The sequence below is a fragment of the Flavivirga sp. 57AJ16 genome, from assembly GCF_028736925.1.
In the GTDB taxonomy this organism is placed as follows: domain Bacteria; phylum Bacteroidota; class Bacteroidia; order Flavobacteriales; family Flavobacteriaceae; genus Flavivirga.
The window spans coordinates 128,190-151,206 of sequence record NZ_JAQZAT010000006.1 but is presented as its reverse complement, the minus strand read 5'-3'; the positions used below and the strand labels follow the sequence as shown (position 1 = coordinate 151,206).

Genomic DNA, 23,017 nt, shown 5'->3' with positions numbered 1-23,017 from the left:
CAATTTCTATTGTAGCAAATTCTTGCCCCTGATACTTCCTTAACGTTTAACATCTACTATTATATAATCTTCAACGCAAAAATTGAAAGTGCAATTAGGAATAACTATCTAGATATCTCTTTAGTAAATTGGATAGAATGAGCAAAAATTAAAGCAGATTGGCTTGATTGAATAGTATCAAAAAAGGATGCTATTTCAGGAAACTATGACGATTACAAAAGATAGATAATAGCCCTTTAAAAATAACAATCCTCAAAATCAAACAATAGCCATGAAATTTTGTTAAAAATGTTAAATTTTATGTTGTTTGCAAATAAAAAGGCTTCAAAGAGTTAAAACTCTGTGAAGCCTTGATTTTACTAGTGGTTCCACTTGGGCTTACTTCGACTACGCTCTGCATAAACTTCTCGCCCAAAATAACTTCGTTTTAAAACAAAAAAACTGTTTCAAATTAATGAAACAGTTTTTAAGCGTGGTCCCACTTGGGCTCGAACCAAGGACCACCTGATTATGAGTCAGGTGCTCTAACCAACTGAGCTATGGGACCGAAATTGGAGTGCAATATTACTACTTATTTTATTTCTTAGCAAGAAAAACTATTCCTTTATCTCCTGACATAACTCAATTAAAACGCCATTTGAAGATTTTGGGTGTAAAAAAGCCACCAACTTATTGTCTGCTCCTTTTTTGGGAACGTCATTCAAAACTTTAAAACCCTCGTTCTGAAGGCGTTTAATTTCTGCCTCAATATCACTAACATCAAAAGCAATATGATGAATGCCCTCTCCCTTTTTATCTATAAACTTTGCTATCGGACTGGCTTCATTGGTTGCTTCCAATAATTCAATCTTATTGTTCCCAATTTTAAAAAAAGACGTATTAACACCTTCTGTTTTTACTTCTTCTATTTTATAATGAGGCTCACCGAATAATTTGGAAAACAATTCATTAGAATCCTTAAGGTTTTTTACAGCAATTCCTATATGTTCTATTTTATTCATTAAATAAGTTTTTATCATTCCCTCGAAGGAGGGAATCTTTTCAATTTAACTCAAATTTATCGTCAAGATATGAAAATAGCGTTCTAAAAATGAGATAATCTTCAAATATCCGTTATTTTTGCAATATGGAGGAAAGTCAAAGACAAAAAAAAATAGGATCTGTTTTACAACGTGATTTGGTTGATGTGTTACAAGGTGCCGCTACACAAGGGGGAATGCATGGTGTATTAATATCGGTATCTAAAGTTAAAGTAACCGTAGATTTATCTGTCGCTAAAGTTTATTTGAGTATCTTTCCAAATGATAAAGCTAAAGAACTTCTTGAAGGTATAAAATCCAATACGCCTTTAATTAGACATGAATTAGCACAACGTACTAAATATCAATTAAGACGTATGCCAAACTTAGAATTTTTTGTAGACGACTCTTTAGAATATATTGATCAAATAGAAAAATCCCTAAAAGGAAAAGAAAACCCTATTAAAGACCCTAATATTTTAGACAAAAGAAAAAAATCTTAATCTCTTTTTTTAACCTTCAAATTAAAAACCTATTTATTTACTAATATAAGCATGCACTTCCCATTATATATAGCAAAACGTTATTTACGCTCCAAAAGCAGTAACAATGCTATTAATTTTATAACTATAATTGCCATTATTGGCGTTATACTTGGTGCCGCATCATTATTTATTGTGCTATCTGGTTTTGCAGGTTTAAAAGATTTCACACTTGAGTTTTCTAGTGTCGTTGACCCCGATTTAAAAGCTGAATCCTCAATTGGCAAATCGTTTCTTTTGACTGAAGATAAAATTTCTAAACTAAACGACTTAGAAGAAATAGCACTATTCTCTAAAGTTATTGAAGAACGTGTCGCTATTGTCTGTAATGATAAAAACTATTTAGCAACGATTAAAGGAGTTGATGAGCCATTTAAAGACGTCGTTAATATTGAATCCAAAATAGATCATGGCAATTGGTTAAGTCAAAAGTCCAATCATATTGTAGTGGGCTGGGGCATTTCAAAAAATTTATCCCTAGGCGTTTTAGATTTATCAAAACCTATAAACATTTACGTACCAAAACCAGGGAAAGGGCAAATAACGTCCAATAAAAATGCCTTTAATACCGTGAATGCTATTAATGTTGGTGTGTTTTATATAAACGAAACATTAAATGACACCTATGTATATGCATCCTTTGATTTAGCTAAAAACCTCTTAAATTATAAACCCAATCAAGTATCTGCTTTAGAATTTAAACTTAATGAAGGTGTCGACGAAGCTCTTGTCAAGCAAAAAATCCAAGCTATTATAGGCGATAAAATTGTTGTAAAAAACAGGGCACAGCTTAACGATGCGCTTTATAAAATGCTAAACACCGAAAACCTTGCCGTATATTTAATATTTACCTTGGTATTGATCATTGCCTTTTTTAACGTTATAGGATCGTTGATCATGATGATGTTAGACAAAAAGAGAAGTTTAAGCACACTTTTTAATATGGGGGCCACTATAAAGGATATTCGTAAAATTTTCTTTTTACAAGGCAGCTTAATGAGTATTGTTGGTGGTATTATAGGTCTCATTGTAGCTGTAATTATCACTGGGGTTCAAAAAATATTTGGTTTAGTTATGATAACGCCATCTTTAGCTTATCCCATGACCATTAAGGTCGAAAACTTTTTTATTGTACTTATTACCATTTCGGTTTTAGGGAGTATTGCCTCGAAAATCGCATCCGTAAGAATTTCAAAATCATTAGTAAAAAACCATTAATTTTGGTGGGTTTGCCATAAAAATAGCGTTTTTATTACCCTTATTCCAAGAAATGGTATAAGCTTTGGTGCAACTTGCCTGACGGCAGTCAGGTTTAAATCTAGATCAATTATCGAGTAAATTATTCGGTAAACTGATAATCTGAAAACTTTTCCAATACCTCATCAAAAGCAGCAAACACATCTGCTGAATGGTCGCTAGTTACCATTTTCATACGGTAGTCTTTAAAATGCGGAATCCCTTTGAAATAATTAGTATAATGTCTACGTGTTTCAAAAACACCTAGAATTTCACCTTTCCAATCTATCGCCATTTGCAAATGTCTGCGAGCAGCTTCCACACGTTCTGCTAAAGAAATAGGCGCTAAATGCTCTCCTGTTTTAAAGTAATGCTTTACTTGTTTAAAAAACCACGGGTTTCCAATAGTAGCACGACCGATCATAGCACCATCCAGTCCAAAACTATCTCTCATTTCCATAGCCTTTTCCGGACTCACTATATCGCCATTTCCAAACACGGGAATATGCATTCGCGGATTGTTTTTTACTTCGGCAATCGGTTTCCAATCGGCATCTCCTTTATACATCTGCGCTCTGGTACGCCCATGTATGGCGATCGCCTTGCAACCAACATCCTGCAACCTTTCTGCAACCTCAACTATTTTTATGGAGTCGTGATCCCAACCTAAGCGTGTTTTCACGGTAATTGGAATATCCGTGCGTTTCACCATTTCGGCAGTGAGCTTTTCCATTAAGCACACATCTTTTAAAATACCCGCACCAGCCCCCTTGCTCACCACTTTTTTTACAGGGCATCCAAAATTAATATCGATAATATCCGGTTTTGAAGCCGAAACAATATCAATAGTTTGTAACATACTGTCTAAATTGGCTCCAAAAATTTGAATGCCTACTGGGCGTTCTTTCTCATAAATATCCAACTTCATAACACTTTTTGCAGCATTACGAATTAAGCCCTCGCTAGATACAAACTCAGTATACACAACATCTGCCCCCTGTTCTTTACACAAAGCACGAAACGGCGGATCGCTAACGTCTTCCATGGGAGCCAAAAGTAATGGGAAATCTGGAAGTTCTATGTTGTCTATTTTTACCACGCTGCAAATTTTGGGCAAAATTACTATTTTTTAATCAAATTAATTATTCGCTCTAATATTGTTGTATTTTTAAAATCAAATTTTAAGCTTTTTGAATATCCCCTTCGAACCCATTCTTTTTGGTTACAACATAAACATCCATCTGGTTTTAGAATACCTCGCATTTTTTATAGGCTTTCGGTATTATGTACTTTTAAGAAAGAAAAGTAGCGATGTTATTTCGTCAAACAATAGGCTCTCTATCATTTTAGGTGCCGCTCTTGGTGCCTTGATTGGTTCCAGGCTCGTTGGGTTTTTAGAAAATCCCTTAGTGAACATATCTCAAGAAAACATCATCCAGTTACTTAATACAAAAACCATTATGGGTGGTTTATTTGGTGGTTTACTGGGTGTCGAAATAGCCAAAAAAGGCATCGGAGAGATTCGATCATCTGGTGATTTATTTGTGCTTCCTATCATTCTAGGTATTTTTATTGGAAGAGTAGGCTGCTTTCTATCTGGCGTAAACGAATTTACTTACGGCACAAAAACAACATTTATTTTCGGTATGGATTTGGGTGATGGCCTATTACGTCACCCTGTAGCACTATACGAATTGATATTTTTAGTTTTTTTGTTTTTCGGCTTAAAACGTATCAGAAACAAATCAACCTTAAAAAATGGCGACCTCTTTAAATGGTTTATGATCATCTATTTTACATTCAGGTTCTTCATAGAATTTTTAAAACCAAATGTGTTTTATCTTTTCAGATTGAGCACGATTCAAATATTATGCCTAATTTGTTTGCTTTATTACCAAAAAACCATTCTAAACCTTTTTAAAAATGCCCGTTAGAAAATATACCTACTATGATTTCACGTTAAGCCTTTGTCCAGAATGTTTAAAACGTGTCGATGCCAAAATCGTATTCGAAAATGGCCATGTGTACATGTTAAAACGCTGTAATGAACACGGTAATTCTAAAGTATTAATTGCCGACGACATCGCCTATTATAAAAATATAAGAAACTACAATAAACCTTCTGAAACACCCTATAAATTCAATACTAAAACAGATTACGGTTGTCCTTACGACTGTGGTTTATGCCCAGATCATGAGCAACATTCCTGTTTAACTGTTGTTGAGGTCACAGATCGTTGTAATTTAACCTGCCCAACCTGTTATGCGGGCTCATCGCCAACTTACGGAAGACACCGAACTTTACAAGAAGTAAAAACGATGTTGGATACCATTGTTGCCAACGAAAAAGAACCTGATGTTGTGCAAATTAGTGGTGGAGAACCCACCATCCATCCTCATTTTTTTGAAATCCTGGATTATGCTAAATCATTGCCTATTCGACATTTAATGTTGAATACCAATGGGATTAAAATAGCAAAGGATTTTGCTTTCGCGGAAAGACTAAAGACTTATGCACCAGATTTTGAAATTTATCTTCAATTTGATTCTTTTGAAAACAGCGTCCTACAAGAGCTTCGGGGTGCCGATTTAAACGATATAAGAAAGCAAGCCATTGAACATTTAAATCGGCTCAATCTGTCAACCACATTGGTGGTCACCCTTCAAAAGGGATTAAACGATCATGAAATTGGCAAAATAATAGACTTTGCCTTAAAACAAGAATGTGTTCGGGGCGTAACGTTTCAACCAACGCAAATTGCTGGTAGATTGGAACACTTTAATCCTGAAACCGATCGCATGACACTCACAGAAGTACGTCGAAAAATCATGGAGCAAACCACTATTTTTAATCCAGATGATTTGCTTCCCGTACCCTGTAATCCAGATGCTTTGGTCATGGGATATGCGCTTAAATTGGGAGGCGAGGTGTTTCCGTTAACCAGATATATAAACCCGAATGATTTATTGGACAACAGTAAAAACACTATTATTTATGAGCAGGATGAGAGTCTTCAAGGCAAAATGATAGAACTTTTTAGTACTGGAAACTCCGTTGAAGTCGCCGAAGAAAACTTAAAGTCCATTATGTGTTGCTTACCAAACATCGATGCACCAAATTTGGGTTATGATAACTTATTTCGGGTCATTATCATGCAATTTATCGATGCCTATAATTTTGATGTACGTGCTATTAAGAAATCCTGCGTTCATATTGTTGATAAAGACAATAAAATTATCCCATTCGAAACCATGAATTTGTTTTATAGAGACAATAAAAAAGCGCGATTAGAGGTACTTAGAAACGAACTGTTATGAATACTCTTTTTGTAGAAGGCGGTGATTATCTTGCCATCGCATTAATTTTTTTGTTTTTTTTCTTTGGAATACCAATTGTTTTAGGGATTATTGCTCTAACTTTAAGACGAAAAAAACCGAAAACAGCCAAAGTTCTAGGTATTATTGCAGTGGTTTATTTAATAATTAGCTTGGGCTATTGTGGCGCTATGACTTTATGATATTTTTATACCCCTTTGAGTATAAAATGTCGTATTAAAACCAATGCTATTTTTAAATATAAAAACGCTGTGATTAGATGGTATAGCGTTGCTACGGAATTTATGAACAAGGCTTTTAAACTTAAAAAGAACGAGTCGACATGCAACATTTTATACTCAAATGGGTGTTAGAAGGAAATATGAATCTAGATGGTTTGGTATACTTAATACTAGCTATCATGCTTGGTCCTGCTGTTTTATTAACTATTATTGGATTTGCCATTCGTGAAAAAAACAAAAAAGCAGCCACAGTATTATTTATTTTGGCAGCTGTTTATGTTATTGTGAGCTTTGGTATTTGTGGTGGTATGATGTTATAATTTAAGCTTTTTTCAATAAATTAAAATATTGATAAAGCTCATCTAAAACATCTATATTTGCAGCATCTTTTTTATGGAGATTTTTTGACTATGAAGCACATTAGAAACTTTTGCATTATTGCACATATAGATCACGGTAAGAGTACGCTCGCAGACCGTTTATTGGATTATACCGGCGCTGTGACCGCTAGAGAAAAACAAGACCAGCTTCTGGATAGTATGGATTTAGAGCGCGAACGTGGCATTACAATCAAGTCGCACGCCATACAGATGGAGTACACTTACAAAGGAGAAGATTATATTTTAAATTTAATCGATACCCCTGGCCATGTGGATTTCTCTTATGAAGTGTCCCGTTCTATTGCTGCTTGCGAAGGTGCCTTACTTATTGTAGATGCTGCTCAAAGCATTCAGGCACAAACTATTTCCAATCTGTACTTGGCTTTAGAAAACGACCTGGAAATTATTCCTGTGCTCAATAAAGTGGATTTACCAAGTGCCAATCCCGAGGAAGTCACGGATGATATTGTTGATCTTTTGGGCTGCGACCCAGAAGAGGTCATTCATGCCAGTGGAAAAACAGGCTTTGGGGTCGATAATATTTTAGCAGCCATTATAGAGCGTGTCCCTGCTCCTAAAGGTGAAATAGATGAGCCCTTACAGGCTTTAATATTTGATTCGGTTTACAATTCTTTTCGCGGTGTAGAAACTTACTTTAGAGTAATAAACGGTTCCATTAAAAAAGGGCAGAACATCAAATTTATTGCTACCGGTAAAAATTATTTCGCTGATGAAGTCGGTACTTTAAAACTCAAACAGTTTCCAAGGCAAGAAATAAAAGCAGGGGATGTTGGTTACGTTATTACCGGTATTAAAGAAGCTAAAGAAGTAAAAGTTGGGGATACCATTACCGATGCCAAAAACCCGACAACCAATGCTATTGCTGGATTCGAAGATGTAAAGCCTATGGTTTTTGCAGGTATTTACCCTGTAGATACGGAAGATTACGAAGAGCTAAGAGCCTCTATGGAAAAGCTTCAATTAAATGACGCCTCCCTCGTGTTTGCCCCAGAAAGTTCTGCTGCCTTAGGCTTTGGTTTCCGTTGTGGTTTCTTGGGCATGCTACATATGGAAATTATACAGGAACGTTTAGAGCGCGAATTCGATATGACCGTGATCACAACGGTTCCCAACGTATCTTATCACGCTTTTACAAGAAAACATCCGGACCAAATTATCATTGTTAACAACCCATCCGATTTACCGGACCCTTCTGGTTTAGATCGTGTTGAAGAACCTTATATAAAAGCCACTATTATTACAAAAGCCGATTTTGTTGGTAATGTGATGTCGCTTTGTATCGAAAAACGAGGGGTTATTACCAATCAAACCTATTTAACCACAGAACGCGTTGAATTAACCTTCGATATGCCATTGGCCGAAATTGTATTCGATTTTTACGATCGCTTAAAAACGGTTTCAAAGGGTTATGCTTCTTTTGATTATCACCCCATAGGCATGAAGCAATCAAAACTGGTTCGTGTAGATATCTTATTAAATGCGCAACCGGTCGATGCCCTTTCTGCACTGATCCATGCCGATAATGCGGCGAATATTGGTAAAAAAATGTGCGAAAAACTGAAAGAGTTAATACCACGTCAGCAATTCGATATTCCTATTCAGGCAGCTATTGGTGCAAAAATTATTTCCAGAGAAACCACAAAAGCATTACGTAAAGACGTTACCGCCAAATGTTACGGAGGTGATATTTCCCGTAAACGTAAGCTTTTGGAAAAACAAAAGAAAGGGAAAAAACGTATGCGTCAAGTCGGTAATGTAGAAATTCCACAAGAAGCCTTTATGGCTGTTTTAAAGCTGAATGATTAAATAAATCCTTTTTGCTCTGCGATTTCAAGTAGGTCTCGATCACTTTTACCATCTACATTAAAAAGCGCTTTTAATATCCGCTTTCTTCTTTCTAAAGCCCTTAAAGAAATGGTATTAGATAATAACCTTAATAACTGTATATTATCAAGCCGCTTTTTTAAGTAGCTGTTTTGCGCACTCGTAAACAAAAAAGAAAAAGGCCTAATAAAATGCGTTTTTTAAACATAGTTAGCCACTGTTTTAATAACAGTAAAAACAAATATAAATTTATCCTATACTTCAATTAATAAGTTTGCTCTTTAATAATTAAAATCCATTTTCTAAAGTTTATCCTTTTATTCTTGAAAAATCAAAGGTGTTTGTCCATTTTTCTTGATTTTTATTATCAATAATATCAATTAACCCTATATATACTTTATTTTCCTTAAAAATAAAATCTATCAAAAAAATCAGATAATAATTTTGTATGTTTATAAGATATGCAAAATTATATATGAACGTTGTACACATAAGCGCAGAGTGCTACCCAGTAGCTAAAGTAGGAGGATTGGCAGATGTTGTTGGGGCATTGCCTAAATATCAGCACAGTGCCACATTTTCGTCCCAAGTTATTATGCCTTTTTATAATAACACATTTACCAAGGCGAATACCTTTAATACTGTTTATAAATCTCAATTAGATTTAGGGGACATATCGTATGCTTTTAAAATATTGACCTTAAAAGAACCTCTTTTAGGTTTTGACATATTTTTTGTTGATGTTCCCGAACTTTTATTCAAGGAATATATTTACTCTAATGATGATACGGAACGGTTTTTAGCATTTCAAATTGCGGCTTTAGATTGGATGTTAACCTGGAACACATATCCAGATTATATACACTGTCATGACCACCATACAGGGCTTATCCCTTTTATGCTGCAAGAAAGTTTTAAATATGAACCCTTTAGAAACACACCAAATATCTTAACGATACATAATGCTCAATACCAAGGATGGTTTTCTCATAAAAAAGTAAATTTAATTCCTGCTTTTAATTTTAATAATGCTGGTCTTTTAGATTGGGATGGCAGTGTAAACCCATTAGCAGCGGCCATAAAATGTGCCTGGAGAGTAACCACGGTATCTCCTAGCTACATGGAGGAATTAAAAATAGCTGCCAACGGATTGGAAAATCTCTTAAATCATGAAAGTGCCAAATGTTCTGGGATTCTAAATGGTATCGATTGGAACGTATGGAACCCAGAAACCGACAACTACTTGATCTCTAACTATACTACCAAAACAGTGGTTTCTGGAAAAGAAGCAAATAAAAAGCATTTATGCAATGCCTTTAATTTAGACTTTAACAAACCTCTTTTTGCCTTTATTGGCAGATTAGTAGGAGAAAAAGGATCGGATCTTTTTCCCGAAGTATTTAATGGCATCCTTAAAAAAGGAGACGCAGCCATCTTATTATTAGGCTCTGGTCACGATGAGACAGAGATTCAGCTAGAACGGCTTAAAGAGGCTCATAAAGGCAGCTATAATGCTTTTATAGGATACGACGAATCCTTGTCGCATCTTATTTATGCCGGTGCCGATTTTTTACTTATGCCATCAAGGGTCGAGCCCTGTGGCCTCAACCAAATGTATGCACTAAGGTACGGCACCATACCCATTGTAAGAAGTATTGGAGGACTTAAAGATACTGTTATAGATATTTCAGAAAAAAACGGATTCGGTATTTCCCATAAAGAAGTCACCGTTTCGGACATAACAAATGCTATCGATAGAGGTGTTTCTCTCTATAAAAACGAAAACATTTACAGAAAACTAAGTGTGCAAATTATGGGAATTAACCACTCTTGGGATGCATCTGCGAAAGAATACATTAAACTATATAAATCCATTAAACTAGAAAAAGCATGATTAACGATAAAGTTTTAGCCATTATTTTAGGGGGCGGCCAAGGCTCCAGATTATATCCACTAACAGAAACAAGATCTAAACCTGCTGTTCCTATTGCGGGAAAATATAGGTTAGTAGATATTCCTATTTCAAATTGTATTAATGCTGATATAAAACGTATGTATGTATTAACACAGTTTAATTCGGCTTCACTAAATCGTCATATTAAAAACACCTATCATTTTAGTTTTTTTAGTTCGGCTTTTGTCGATGTGCTTGCGGCAGAACAAACTCCCGAAAATAAAGGCTGGTTTCAAGGTACCGCAGATGCTGTTCGCCAAAGCATGCATCACTTTTTAAGAAATGATTTTGAATATGCTTTAATTCTTTCTGGAGACCAATTATATCAGATGGATTATGAGGCTATGATAAAAGCACATGAAGATAGCAGTGCTGAAATATCAATTGCTACTATTCCAGTAAACGAAAAAGACGCCACAAGCTTCGGTATTTTAAAATCCGATGAAAACAATATTATTACTTCTTTTATTGAAAAACCAGATGCCAGTTTGTTACCAGATTGGGTCTCTGATGTAAGTGGCAAAATGAAATCCCAGGGAAGAAACTATCTTGCATCCATGGGTATCTATATCTTTAATAGAGATTTGCTGGTAGAATTAATGAAAGATGAATCTACCATAGATTTTGGTAAAGAAATTATTCCTCAAAATATAGATAAACATAAAACACTAAGCTATCAATATGAAGGGTACTGGACGGATATAGGGAATATAGACTCTTTCTTTGAGGCTAATATTGGACTAACGGCAGATATTCCAGATTTCGATTTATACGACAGATCCAAACGTATTTATACCAGAGCCCGAATGCTCCCTACAACAAAAGTAGCGGGTACGACTCTTTATAAAACAGTCGTTGCAGAAGGTTGTATTATTAGTGCCGCAAAAATTGAACAATCGGTTATAGGCATTCGTTCCAGGATTGGCAACGAATCCACAATTATAAACACCTATATGATGGGCAGTGATCATTATCAAAATTTAGAGGATATTATGAATCCTAATATAAATTCTATAGGTATTGGAGCGCGTTGCTTTATAAAAAATGCCATTCTGGATAAAAATTGCTGTATTGGTGATGATGTAAGAATTAATGGAGGTCCGCATTTAGAACCAACCGAAACAGATTCTTATGCGATTAAAGATGGCATCATCGTTATTAAAAAAGACGCTATAATCCCTAATGGTTTTGTAATAGAATAATATGAAGTCAGTAAAACCCTATAGTCTATTTACAGATTTCGACATCGATCTTTTTAAAATTGGCAAGCATTATCGCCTATATCAAAAATTTGGCTCTCATATCACCATTATTGACGGTATTGAAGGGACTTATTTCGCTGTATGGGCTCCCAGTGCTAAATCCGTATCTGTCATTGGTGATTTCAACCATTGGAAAGAAGGCACACACCAATTAAACGTCCGCTGGGATTCTAGCGGTATCTGGGAAGGCTTTATTCCCCTAATAGGAAAAGGCACTATCTATAAATATCACATTGAAAGCTATAACGACCATATAAAAACAGAAAAGGCCGATCCCTATGCAAGGCGTTGTGAACATCCACCAAAAACGGCATCAATAGTTTGGGACGATAACTATACATGGAAAGATGCCGATTGGATGAATAAGCGTAAAAAGCATAATGCTATAGATGCCCCTTTTTCTGTTTATGAAGTACATTTAGGATCCTGGAAAAAACATTTAGAAGAAAATCGGTTTTTGTCTTATTTTGAATTGGCAACAGATTTAGTTAACTATGTAAAAGACATGAATTTTACACATGTAGAACTCATGCCTATTATGGAATATCCATACGATCCCTCATGGGGTTATCAACTAACAGGGTATTTTGCGCCAACATCGCGTTTTGGATATCCAGAAGAATTCAAATATCTAGTTGATAAACTACATCAAAACGATATTGGCATTATTTTAGATTGGGTGCCATCTCACTTCCCGGAAGACGCTCACGGTCTTGGTTTTTTTGATGGTTCACATTTATATGAGCATCCAGATAAAAGGAAAGGTTATCATCAGGATTGGAAAAGTTTGATTTTCAATTACGAACGTAACGAGGTTAGATCCTTCTTGATAAGTAATGCCATTTTTTGGATGGAACAATACCACGCAGACGGATTGCGTGTGGATGCTGTTGCATCTATGTTGTTTTTAGATTACTCTCGAGAAGATGGTGAGTGGGAACCAAATGTTTATGGAGGTAGAGAGAATCTTGCCGTTATTAGTTTTTTAAAAGAACTGAACAAAGAAGTTTATAGCTCTTTTCCAGATGTTCAAACCATTGCAGAAGAATCTACAGCATTTCCCATGGTCTCTAAACCTGTTTTTTCTGGCGGATTGGGTTTTGGCATGAAATGGATGATGGGCTGGATGCACGATACTTTGGAGTACTTTTCCAAAGAGCCTATTTATAGAAAACACCATCAAAATGATATAACATTTAGTTTGGCATATGCTTTCACCGAAAACTTTATGCTGCCCTTATCTCATGACGAAGTCGTTTATGGTAAAAACTCCCTTTTGGGTAGAATGCCAGGCGACGAATGGCAACGTTTTGCAAACCTACGCTTATTATATGGTTATATGTTTACGCACCCAGGAACCAAATTATTGTTTATGGGTGGTGAGTTTGGTCAATATAACGAATGGGATTTTAAGCAAAGCCTAGATTGGAATCTATTAGAATTCGAACCGCACAAAAACCTTCAAAACTATTACAGAGCATTAAACAAACTCTATAAAACGACGCCTGCTTTGTATGAAAAAGGGTTTAGCAGTGAAGGGTTTGAATGGATTAGTTTTGATGATCATGAAAACAGTGTCATGTCGTATATAAGAAAGGGATATAACTCCAAAAATAACGTTATCGTCGTTTGTAATTTAACTCCAGAGGTGAGAGAAAATTACAAAATTGGCATTCCCATAAAATCAAAAATTAAAGAAATTTTCAATAGTGACGCCAAAGAATTTGGGGGTAGTGGTGTTATAAACAAAAGAGAGGTTGCAACAAAAAAAGATCCTTGGAACGGGAAAGATTTTTCGGTGGAAATAACATTACCTCCGTTAGGCATCCTTATATTTCAATTTAAATAATGGCTTATTTGCACTTTATTTAATTATCATACTGATTATTTGTGTTTTATCAAATTATCATAACACTTTTTTAATAAAAACTAACCACCAATGCTTGCCAAATTTAGTAATTTAGGCATTTAATAAATCACGCTCTCTTTATGATTTTAAACACCGAATTAGAATATAAAGGAAACCTGTTTCCTTCCAAAATAGTTTCATACGAAAAAAACCTAAACGTACTCTCATTTACCACAGAAAACAATGTTGTATTAGAAGTTACGGTCCGCCGTGATAGTATCCTACGATTCAGATTTACGACAGTGGGTATTTTTGAAAATGATTTCTCTTATGCCATAACTAAATATGCAAGTAGAGGCTATAATCATCTTGAAGTTACCGAAAATGATAATAATTATGTTATTACAACAGCAAAGCTTATCTGTCATATTTCAAAATTAGACTTACGCACTTCTATTTTTGATGCTAAGGATAATACCTTGATTTGTGAAGACGAACTTGGATTCCATTGGGAAGAAAGTTATGAACACGGCGGGAATGTTGTAAAAATGTCCAAAACGGCGCAGCCTGGTGAAAGTTATTATGGACTAGGAGATAAACCTGTAGATAATAACCTTAAGGGAAAACGTTTTGAAAATTGGGTGACAGATTCTTATGCTTATGGCAGAAATACCGACCCTATTTATAAAACCATTCCTTTTTACACCGGTCTACATAATAAAAAATCCTATGGGATCTTTTTTGATAATACATTTCGTTCATTTTTTGATTTTTGCCAAGAACGCCGTAACATAACAAGTTTTTGGGCGCAAGGAGGTGAAATGAATTATTATTTTATTTATGGCCCGGAAATGTCTGATGTGGTTGCAAACTATACAGACTTAACGGGAAAACCTCATGAATTGCCAGCACTTTGGACCTTAGGTTACCACCAATGTAAATGGAGCTATTATCCAGAATCAAACGTAAAAGAAATTACCGCTAAATTTAGAGAATTGCAAATTCCATGTGATGCTATCTATCTAGATATTGATTATATGGAAGGTTTTAGGTGTTTTACTTGGAGCAAGGAGTATTTCCCAGACCCAAAAAGAATGGTTAAGGAATTAGCAGACGATGGTTTTAAAACCATTGTTATTATAGATCCAGGGATTAAAATAGATATGGATTATGCTGTGTTTAAAGAAGGGCTTGAAAAAGATTATTTCTGTAAACGGGCAGACGGTCCTTATATGAAGGGCAAAGTATGGCCTGGGGAATGTTACTTCCCAGATTTCACGAACCCCGAAGTAAGAAATTGGTGGTCTAATTTATTTAAGGAACTTGTTGAAGACATAGGGGTTAAAGGGGTTTGGAATGATATGAACGAACCTGCTGTTATGGACGTTCCTGGAAAAACATTTCCTGCAGATGTACGTCATGATTACGACGGAAACCAGTGTAGCCATAGAAAAGCGCATAACATTTACGGTATGCAAATGGCACGGGCAACTTACCAAGGTTTAAAGAAATTCTCGTATCCTAAAAGACCTTTTGTCATTACACGAGCTGCTTATTCTGGTACGCAACGTTACACCTCGAGCTGGACTGGAGACAATGTAGCCACATGGGATCATTTAAACATAGCGAACCTACAAGCACAGCGTATGTGTATGTCTGGATTCTCTTTTATAGGATCGGATATTGGCGGATTTGCAGAGCAACCAAATGGCGAATTGTATGCGCGTTGGATCCAGTTAGGTATTTTCCACCCATTTTGCAGAACGCACTCTTCTGGAGATCATGGAGATCAAGAGCCTTGGGCCTTTGGAAGCACCGTAACCAATGTCGTTAGAAAATTTATCGAATTAAGATATCAATTACTACCTTATTTATACACTGCCTTTTGGCGTTATGCAGAGGAAGGTATTCCCATTTTGAAGTCTTTGGTATTGTACGATCAAAAAGATTCTCAAACACATTATAGAAATGATGAGTTTATCTTTGGAGAAAAAATACTGGCATGCCCTATTACAGGCCCTAACCAAAAGGGGAGGCGTATGTATATTCCTAGAGGCAAATGGTACAACTTTTGGACAGATGAAATAGTAAGTGGCGGACAAGAATTATGGGTAGATGCAGATTTAGATAGCATGCCAATATTTGTAAAAGAAGGTGCTATTATTCCTAAATACCCCATACAACAATATGTAGGCGAAAAAGTTATCGATGAGCTATTACTCGATGTGTATTACAAATTAGGAAAAGAAAACTCCTTGGTTTATGAAGATGCTACCGATGGTTATGATTACATTAAAGGAAGATACAGTTTAAGGGACTTTAAATTGCTTGGCAAGGAAAATGAATTGATTATTCAGCAGCACAAATCGGGTAAGTTTATAACCACATACAAAACGTTTAAATTATGCTTGCACGGTTTACCATTTAAAATTTCTAAAGTTCAAGTAGATAATGAAGAAATCCTTTTTAAGGATATTAAACTTAATGGAGATAATACATTAGTCCTTAATAAGGAATTTACAGAGCTTCATATTATGGCTTAAAGCGGTATAGGCCATTTATAAGATAAAAAGATCCATTGTTATCTTTTATCTGATTTTAACGTGAATTGCTTCAAAAACATCCCTAAAATCCCCTCTAGGGGACAATTACAACAATTAGGTCTTCTCCCTAAGGGAAGATCAAGGCGAGTGGTTTTGAAGCAATTCATGCGAGTTATACCAGAGTGACAATCTCTCTTATTATTTTTTAAATCCAAAGGCAATAAGCGTGGACTAATAAAAATAACAAAACTGCATATTGGACACTATTAAATTTTAAAGTTTTTTCGTACATTGTATGAAATATCTTTAATCTAGAATCTAATATGGTACATCAAGAACTTAAAAATTCAGATTATAGAATTAGAAAGTTAATAGGAACCTTAGGTCTATGTCTTCCTTTTATATTGCTTATTGTTAAAGGGCAGTTACTAGCTTCAATAAGTCATTATTACTATTGCACATTATCCTCTTTATTCTTTATTATAATTTTATCCGCTTTCGCTTTATTTTTAATTTCTTATAAAGGCTATAAAAAAGACCCTGCTACTGAAGTTATAAGTGATGATTTTATTACCAACATTGGCGGTCTTGCCGCTCTTATTGTTGTTTTTGTTCCAACACAATGCATAGGCAGTACCAGTGCAAGCATTGATCTTATTTGTGAGCGTAAAGATTATCCGTTATTTGGTCACGATAACATGATTAAAAATATTATTCATATAATAAGCGCTGCGATATTTATCCTTTCCATGGGATGGATGTCTAAATATAAATTTACCCGAAATAAGGGCGATATAAACAATAAATTATACCGCATTTGCGGAAACATTGTTTTTATATCCGTAGGGCTGATCTTTTTTATGATCATACTTGAAAAATTAGAGATAGGAAAAGGTTTGTGGTTTTTCAAATACTATGTATTCATTTTTGAAACAACAGCAGTCGTTCCCTTTGGAATTTCCTGGCTTATAAAAGGCAAAGTAATTGATGATATGAGGCATTTCAAAAACACCTATTTATAGCCTTCTTGTTAGTGTTTACGGTGACGTGTCCCAATTCCTATTAGAGAACAGTCGTTTTTGAAAAAAGAAAATGAATACCATTTCTTGTTTGAAATGAGAAACGATTACTCTTTATCATTGGAAGCGTTAACTTCTATAGCAGATACGTCTTCAACATCAATTGGTTTCCCCAAATATACCAGTTGAAAACCTTTTTCAATACTAGGAATATCTAAATTGCTTGAGGAAATAATGTGAAGCTCACCTTCATTATCTTTTACGAATAAAGGAATAATATCATCGTCTTTGTTAGTAATTTCAATTAAGTTATTATAATGCTCTTTATCCTCCAATTCCATTTCCTGAATTGAAGGAAACTTTCTGGCCACCTCGCTCAATGAATTGAAATCATCTTTATGGGAAAACAAACCTTCTTTTGGGGTGTTTGTATCACCAAATATTTCTTGAGTGGTCACTAATCTAAAGGCGCCATTTTCCCCAAATTGTTTACTAAACTTATTAATAGCATATTTGTTAATATCGGAGTTACCTGTTAATGCCATTAAATACCCCACATCGCTCAATTCAATATTATCCATTAAATTATCGGCATATATATTAGTGCTTATGGCTTCTAAACCAAGCTCTTTGGCTTTCTCTATATTTCTCCCGTTACTGTCAATAAGAACAACATGCCTTTCATTTGCTAACAAATAGTGTCCTATTAACCGAGATACTTTAGATGCCCCAACTATTAATATCCCTTCCGATTTTTTTAAAAATACGCCTACTAACTTTGCAAATAGCCTTGCAGTAGCTGCGTTAAGCAGAACCGTTCCAAGAACAATCATAAATACCAAAGGCGTAATATACTCTGCGCCTTCAACCCCTTGTTTTATTAATTTACTTCCAAAAAGAGATGCAATGCCGGCAGCAACGATACCTCGTGGCCCTACCCAACTAATAAATAATTTTTCCTTTGTTCTCAATTTAGATTTTAAGGTGCTTAAAAACACGGCTAATGGCCTTATAATAAAAACAATGACCACAAAAAGCAAAGCAGTCTTCCAACTATAAAGCAACATTAAATCTTCAATATTAATGTTAGCTGCCAATAAAATAAAAAGAATGGAAATCAGTAAAATACTCAAGGATTCCTTAAAATAAAGTAATTCCTTTATATTGTTTAATTTACTATTGCCTAAAACCATACCCATAACAACCACTGCCAATAAGCCAGATTCATGAGCAAAGACTTCCGATGCCACAAAAACCAATAGTACCGCAGAAAGGGATACAACATTTAGTAAATAATGAGGAATTAGTTTTTTATTAATAGCAAAGGCTAGTGCGTGAGCAAACGTAAAGCCAAAAGTAGTACCAAAAAGAACAATTTTTCCAAATTCAATTAAGGCCATTTGAGTAAAACCCGTAGCGCCTTCAACACTAATAAATTCAAATACCAATACGGCTACCAAAGCACCAATGGGGTCAATTAAAATGCCCTCCCACTTCAATACCGTTGAAATATCCTTTCTAAGTGGGATATTTCTTAAAATAGGCGTAATGACCGTGGGTCCCGTAACAATTATAAGCCCAGAAAACAAAAACGACAGTTGCCAACTTAATTCAAAAATAAAGTGTGCCAATATCCCTGCTCCAAAAAAAGTAACGGCAGATCCTAATGTTATCAATTTAGTAATAACAGGTCCTAAATTTTTTATTTCAGAACGTTTTAATGTTAATCCTCCTTCAAAAAGGATAATACTAATGGCCAAAGACACAAAGTAGAATAGGCCTTCGCCCGGGAACAAGCCTTGTTTGCCATTCCAAATAGGTTCTATCCATTTAGCGCCATCTTCACTTAAAAACTCGGCAGCAATGGGACCAACCAACAACCCTATGAGAATAAGTGGCAAGATGGCCGGAATTTTAAATTTCCAGGCAAACCACTGAGCCAATATTCCTAAAATAATAATTCCAGCTAATTCTATCATCCCTTAAAATCTATATAAAAATCACTAATTTAAGTAAAACAGATCATTTCATGTGCTTATAATTATTTGTTTTTTCGATCACGTAGCTTTCATTATAATTATTGCCTTGGGTATTGACTGTTCGTTATGGAAATTTTAGATCATTATAGTTTCTTGTTTCTGTTTATTGTACCTACCCCTTCCTTTAAATAGCTACTGTGAGTACACAAATAAAGCACAATAAAAAGATTGGACACGAATGGCACAAATTTTCACTAATTATTCTGTCTATTGACAGATTTCATGCTTATATAGTCTAGGAATTCTTATTCATGCCGTGTCCAATCTATTCCATAATGTATTGGATTCGTGTGAATTTGTACCATTCGTGTCTTTTTTATAGTGTGTACTCTCGGTAGCTTTAAATAAAGAATGTCTTGAAACAAACCAGGAGACAGAGCCATAGAGATATGCTTCGGCTTTAGTTTGTCTTAAAGTCGAAAGGCTCAGTGACCGCACGGGAATGACAACCTACCAGACGCCAGTATCAACAAAAACCTTGACACAGAGCGTCGAGAAATTCTTTTCGATTAAAGCAACTTTTCGTATAAAATTAAATGATTGATTTTAATTAAGCCCTTTTAATGTTTTAAAAAAATGCTATCTTTCTACTCTTATAACCTAAACAATTAAAGTGTCTTTACAACCATTTAAAAGTATTGGTATTGGTGCTGCATTTTCACCTAATTTAAAAGCAAACCTATATGAGGCAGCAAGACTCTCCCTTTTCCTTAAATCAAAATTGTTTTTAATTCATGTTGGAGAGGTCTCTGATGATAAAATTAAAATGCTTAATTTTTTTTTGAAGCCTTTTGAAAAAGATAATCTTGATTATGAGGTTGTATACAAACCAGGAAGACCTGTAGACGTTATTTTATCCACTACCGAAGAAAAAAATATCGATCTTTTAATTCTTGGAGCCGTACAGCGTGAACGTTTTTTAAAATATTATGTAGGTTCCATTGCCCGAAAGATTACCCGTAAAGCAAAATGTTCTGTATTGTTATTAATTAAGCCTTCGGTAGAGCGTGTTCTATGCGAACACATTGTTGTAAATGGATTAAAAGATCCTAAAACCGAGCAGACCATCAAGACAGCATTTTATGTTGGCAAACAACTTAAGTCAAAAAAAATCACCATTGTTGAAGAAATTAAACAGGATCAAGTTTCGGTAAAAGTTGATGATGATAAATCTTTACGTAAGGCTAATATTATCAAGGAGCGCATAAGGCTTAGGGAAAATTCCAGAATTAAAGATATTATAGAACATATTCCTGAAAAATACACCAAAGATGTAGTTACAAAACTACAGCCTATTTTTGGTAAACAAGGATATTCAATTGGGCATTATGCCCAAATTTCTAGAGCTGATCTATTGGTTATGAATGCCCCCAGTAAAATGACTTTCTGGGATCGTTTATTTCCACATGATATAGAGCATATCTTAACAGAGTTACCAACCGATGTCTTAATCCTTCAATGAGTCCAAAAAAAAATAAAATAAAAGATTTCCTTAGTGCATTACCAAAAAATATTTTTTCTGGTTTTGTGGTTAGCCTTATTGCATTACCTCTTGGATTAGGGTTGGCTATGGCTAGTGAAGCACCGCCCATAGCTGGTATTATATCAGCAATAGTGGGAGGCATTGTTGTTTTTATTTTTGGTGGAAGTTATGTTACTATAGCGGGTCCCGGCAACGGTCTGGTTGGCGTACTTCTAATAGCAATAACAGCATTAGGCCTGGAAAGCGCTTATGCTGCCATTATATGTTCTGGAATACTAATACTTTTACTTGGTTTTTTTAGAATGGGGAAATTAGCCGATTTTTTTCCGTCTTCAGCCATTCAAGGGATGTTAGCTGCTATTGGATTGATTATTTTAGGCAAACAATTTCATATTATGCTCGCCCATAAAATCAAGTGCGAAGATACTTTAGATTACCTGTTTGAAATTCCATTTACCATTAATCACGCTTTAAACTATCAAAATAAAGGATTGATCTTTGCCACTTTAGCAGGTATATTAAGTTTAGCAATCATGTTGTTTTATTCTAAAATCAGAAATAAATATCTGCAACTCATACCGGCACCTATGTGGATCGTTATATTATCCATAGGTTTTAGCTATTATTTTGAATTGGTAGCACATGAGGCAAACCCTATTGCTAAAGAATATATGATTTCCGGGATTCCTAGTATTCAAACCATTATTGCAGATATGCACTTACCGAATTTTTCCAGTATTGGTAGTTTTTCGTTTTGGTCGAGTGTGCTAGCCATAACTCTTATAGCCAGCATAGAATCGCTATTAAGTATAAAAGCAGTAGATAAATTAGATCCTGAAAAAAGAAGATCTAACGTAAACAAAGACCTTAAGGCACTTGGTTTGGCAACCATTGGCAGCGGATTTTTAGGCGGATTAAATGTTGTAGCTGTTATTGCCCGTAGCTCTGTTAATGTAAATAATGGTGCGAGCAACAGGTCTTCTAACTTTTTTCATGCCGTTTTTTTAGTGCTTTTCATAGTTTTATTTACCACACAGTTAACCCGAATACCATTGCCCGCCCTAATGGCTATTTTGGTATACACTGGGTATAAACTAGCGTCTCCTAACCTTATTAAAAAAATATTCTCTATTGGCAAAGAACAGTTTATTATATTCTTTGTAACCCTGTTAGTAACCTTAAAAATAGGGCTAATAACAGGTATTTTGGCAGGTGTTATCGTCACTTTGATAATTCATATTGTTATCAATAAAACAGTTTCCTTGTTTTTTAGAAATGTTATGAAGCCTAATGTTTTAATGTATCAAGAAGAAGGACAAGATAATTATTACGTTAGCGTGAAACATTTTTGTAGTTTTTTAAACTATTATAAGTTGAAAGATAAGCTGGATGCCGTACCAGAAGACAAAGATATTATTGTTGATTTTTCAATGTGTGGTTTTGTAGATCATACCGTCATGGAAAATATGCATGATTACCAGGAACTCTTTAAAAAACGAGATGGGCATTTTGATGTTATAGGCTTAGATATGCATGATACAGACTCCGAACACCCTTTTGCTTTAAGGCGTTTACTTCCTGTACCAAATATTATTAAAAATAATCTTACCAGACGCCAAACAAGCATGGAAGATTTAGCCAAAGATTATCATTTAAACTACAACTCTAAAAAGCTAAGGCATGTCTATTTTTTAAATCATTTTTTATTTTTTAACACAAAGACCATTAACTATATCTATAATCAATTATCCTATGAAAATAGCATCTTAAATTTATTTGATATTGAGTTTTCGGAAGGTGAATTTATAGCCAAGGAAGTTATTAGGTCTACCATGCTCCATATAAAATTAGATCATACCATTCCCGAATTCACTTTAGACAGGGAAGGCTTTTTGGAAAAGGTTTATGCCTTTGCCGGGTTTAAGGATATCCCTATTCAAAATCATTCCGATTTTTCCAATCGCTTTTATTTATTAGGTGATAACGAAGAAGCTATAACTGCTTTTTTTAATGATGATCTCGTTCACTTTTTTGAAAGTAATCCTTATTACCATGTCGAATCTAACGGAGAGTCTTTATTGATTTTTGGGAAACAGCGCTTAGCAAGCATTAAAGAAATTAAAGCACTATTTGATTTTGGAAAACGCTTGAAAGAAGTTATTGAACATGAATAGGAATCCCCCGCTGCCGCACGAATCCTTTCGTGTGGTAAGTAATTATAAGCCGTTTTTAACTTTAGCATCAACCTAACAATAAAGTTTTTAATAAAAACATTATCAGGATTTTTCT

17 protein-coding genes and 1 tRNA gene are annotated in these 23,017 nt (G+C 34.9%); 14 read left to right on the top strand and 4 right to left on the bottom strand.

Going from position 1 to position 23,017, the window contains the following annotated elements; translation table 11 throughout:
- Nucleotides 1–473 precede the first annotated feature (473 nt).
- Nucleotides 474–547: transfer RNA gene (locus tag PQO00_RS08310), tRNA-Ile, on the bottom strand.
- A gap of 49 nt (nt 548–596) precedes the next feature.
- On the bottom strand, nt 597–1,001 hold the full coding sequence (gene mce / locus PQO00_RS08305; RefSeq protein WP_274184378.1) for a methylmalonyl-CoA epimerase: 405 nt from the start codon (nt 999–1,001) through the stop codon (nt 597–599).
- Between the two features lie 125 nt (nt 1,002–1,126).
- Between mce and rbfA the strand changes: the two genes are divergently transcribed.
- The gene (gene rbfA, locus PQO00_RS08300) at nt 1,127–1,522 is read left to right on the top strand and encodes a 30S ribosome-binding factor RbfA (RefSeq protein ID WP_274184377.1); all 396 of its coding nucleotides are present in this window, start codon (nt 1,127–1,129) and stop codon (nt 1,520–1,522) included.
- Nucleotides 1,523–1,573: 51 nt separating this feature from the next.
- Nucleotides 1,574–2,779 carry an ABC transporter permease gene (locus tag PQO00_RS08295; protein ID WP_274184376.1) on the top strand — a complete coding sequence of 402 codons (1,206 nt, stop codon included), beginning with the start codon at nt 1,574–1,576 and terminating at the stop codon, nt 2,777–2,779.
- Nucleotides 2,780–2,900: 121 nt separating this feature from the next.
- Here PQO00_RS08295 and dusB read toward each other — a convergent pair whose 3' ends face one another.
- Nucleotides 2,901–3,896, bottom strand: coding sequence for a tRNA dihydrouridine synthase DusB (gene dusB / locus PQO00_RS08290; RefSeq protein ID WP_274184375.1), 996 nt, complete (start codon nt 3,894–3,896; stop codon nt 2,901–2,903).
- Between the two features lie 91 nt (nt 3,897–3,987).
- Between dusB and PQO00_RS08285 the strand changes: the two genes are divergently transcribed.
- The 10 genes from PQO00_RS08285 to PQO00_RS08240 all read left to right on the top strand — a co-directional run bounded on the left by PQO00_RS08285 (nt 3,988) and on the right by PQO00_RS08240 (nt 17,209).
- Nucleotides 3,988–4,731 (top strand): prolipoprotein diacylglyceryl transferase, encoded by a 744-nt coding sequence (locus PQO00_RS08285; protein ID WP_274184374.1) that lies wholly within the window; start codon nt 3,988–3,990, stop codon nt 4,729–4,731.
- On the top strand, nt 4,721–6,115 hold the full coding sequence (locus tag PQO00_RS08280; protein WP_274184373.1) for a radical SAM protein: 1,395 nt from the start codon (nt 4,721–4,723) through the stop codon (nt 6,113–6,115). Before PQO00_RS08285 ends, PQO00_RS08280 begins: the two co-directional genes overlap by 11 nt.
- Entirely contained in the window at nt 6,112–6,315 is a 204-nt protein-coding gene (locus PQO00_RS08275) for a hypothetical protein (RefSeq protein WP_274184372.1), read from the top strand. Before PQO00_RS08280 ends, PQO00_RS08275 begins: the two co-directional genes overlap by 4 nt.
- A gap of 140 nt (nt 6,316–6,455) precedes the next feature.
- A complete protein-coding gene (locus PQO00_RS08270; RefSeq protein WP_274184371.1) occupies nt 6,456–6,674 on the top strand; it encodes a hypothetical protein in 219 nt (72 codons plus the stop codon).
- A 90-nt stretch (nt 6,675–6,764) separates the two neighbouring features.
- Nucleotides 6,765–8,561 (top strand): translation elongation factor 4, encoded by a 1,797-nt coding sequence (lepA, locus tag PQO00_RS08265; protein ID WP_274184370.1) that lies wholly within the window; start codon nt 6,765–6,767, stop codon nt 8,559–8,561.
- A 493-nt stretch (nt 8,562–9,054) separates the two neighbouring features.
- Entirely contained in the window at nt 9,055–10,473 is a 1,419-nt protein-coding gene (locus PQO00_RS08260; RefSeq protein ID WP_274184369.1) for a glycogen synthase, read from the top strand.
- Nucleotides 10,470–11,735 carry a glucose-1-phosphate adenylyltransferase gene (locus tag PQO00_RS08255; protein WP_274184368.1) on the top strand — a complete coding sequence of 422 codons (1,266 nt, stop codon included), beginning with the start codon at nt 10,470–10,472 and terminating at the stop codon, nt 11,733–11,735. Before PQO00_RS08260 ends, PQO00_RS08255 begins: the two co-directional genes overlap by 4 nt.
- Nucleotide 11,736: 1 nt before the next feature.
- Nucleotides 11,737–13,644 carry a 1,4-alpha-glucan branching protein GlgB gene (gene glgB, locus PQO00_RS08250; protein ID WP_274184367.1) on the top strand — a complete coding sequence of 636 codons (1,908 nt, stop codon included), beginning with the start codon at nt 11,737–11,739 and terminating at the stop codon, nt 13,642–13,644.
- 140 nt (nt 13,645–13,784) lie between these two features.
- Complete coding sequence (locus tag PQO00_RS08245; RefSeq protein WP_274184366.1) at nt 13,785–16,187, top strand: glycoside hydrolase family 31 protein; 2,403 nt, start codon at nt 13,785–13,787, stop codon at nt 16,185–16,187.
- Nucleotides 16,188–16,510: 323 nt separating this feature from the next.
- A complete protein-coding gene (locus PQO00_RS08240; protein WP_274184365.1) occupies nt 16,511–17,209 on the top strand; it encodes a hypothetical protein in 699 nt (232 codons plus the stop codon).
- 104 nt (nt 17,210–17,313) lie between these two features.
- Here PQO00_RS08240 and PQO00_RS08235 read toward each other — a convergent pair whose 3' ends face one another.
- Nucleotides 17,314–19,185, bottom strand: coding sequence for a sodium:proton antiporter (locus PQO00_RS08235; protein WP_274184364.1), 1,872 nt, complete (start codon nt 19,183–19,185; stop codon nt 17,314–17,316).
- Nucleotides 19,186–19,858: 673 nt separating this feature from the next.
- On the opposite strand from PQO00_RS08235, the gene PQO00_RS08230 reads away from it, so the two are divergent.
- Together PQO00_RS08230 and PQO00_RS08225 are read left to right on the top strand one after the other, a co-directional pair.
- A complete protein-coding gene (locus PQO00_RS08230; RefSeq protein ID WP_274184363.1) occupies nt 19,859–20,707 on the top strand; it encodes a universal stress protein in 849 nt (282 codons plus the stop codon).
- Nucleotides 20,704–22,902 carry a SulP family inorganic anion transporter gene (locus tag PQO00_RS08225; protein WP_274184362.1) on the top strand — a complete coding sequence of 733 codons (2,199 nt, stop codon included), beginning with the start codon at nt 20,704–20,706 and terminating at the stop codon, nt 22,900–22,902. Before PQO00_RS08230 ends, PQO00_RS08225 begins: the two co-directional genes overlap by 4 nt.
- Nucleotides 22,903–23,017: the final 115 nt, after the last annotated feature.

Bases quoted from the DNA above. Each gene is read 5' to 3' on its own strand.
- mce (WP_274184378.1), bottom strand. From the start codon at position 1,001: ATGAATAAAATAGAACATATAGGAATTGCTGTAAAAAACCTTAAGGAT.
- rbfA (WP_274184377.1), top strand. From the start codon at position 1,127: ATGGAGGAAAGTCAAAGACAAAAAAAAATAGGATCTGTTTTACAACGT.
- PQO00_RS08295 (WP_274184376.1), top strand. From the start codon at position 1,574: ATGCACTTCCCATTATATATAGCAAAACGTTATTTACGCTCCAAAAGC.
- PQO00_RS08280 (WP_274184373.1), top strand. From the start codon at position 4,721: ATGCCCGTTAGAAAATATACCTACTATGATTTCACGTTAAGCCTTTGT.
- PQO00_RS08275 (WP_274184372.1), top strand. From the start codon at position 6,112: ATGAATACTCTTTTTGTAGAAGGCGGTGATTATCTTGCCATCGCATTA.
- PQO00_RS08270 (WP_274184371.1), top strand. From the start codon at position 6,456: ATGCAACATTTTATACTCAAATGGGTGTTAGAAGGAAATATGAATCTA.
- lepA (WP_274184370.1), top strand. From the start codon at position 6,765: ATGAAGCACATTAGAAACTTTTGCATTATTGCACATATAGATCACGGT.
- PQO00_RS08260 (WP_274184369.1), top strand. From the start codon at position 9,055: ATGAACGTTGTACACATAAGCGCAGAGTGCTACCCAGTAGCTAAAGTA.
- PQO00_RS08255 (WP_274184368.1), top strand. From the start codon at position 10,470: ATGATTAACGATAAAGTTTTAGCCATTATTTTAGGGGGCGGCCAAGGC.
- glgB (WP_274184367.1), top strand. From the start codon at position 11,737: ATGAAGTCAGTAAAACCCTATAGTCTATTTACAGATTTCGACATCGAT.
- PQO00_RS08245 (WP_274184366.1), top strand. From the start codon at position 13,785: ATGATTTTAAACACCGAATTAGAATATAAAGGAAACCTGTTTCCTTCC.
- PQO00_RS08240 (WP_274184365.1), top strand. From the start codon at position 16,511: ATGGTACATCAAGAACTTAAAAATTCAGATTATAGAATTAGAAAGTTA.
- PQO00_RS08235 (WP_274184364.1), bottom strand. From the start codon at position 19,185: ATGATAGAATTAGCTGGAATTATTATTTTAGGAATATTGGCTCAGTGG.
- PQO00_RS08225 (WP_274184362.1), top strand. From the start codon at position 20,704: ATGAGTCCAAAAAAAAATAAAATAAAAGATTTCCTTAGTGCATTACCA.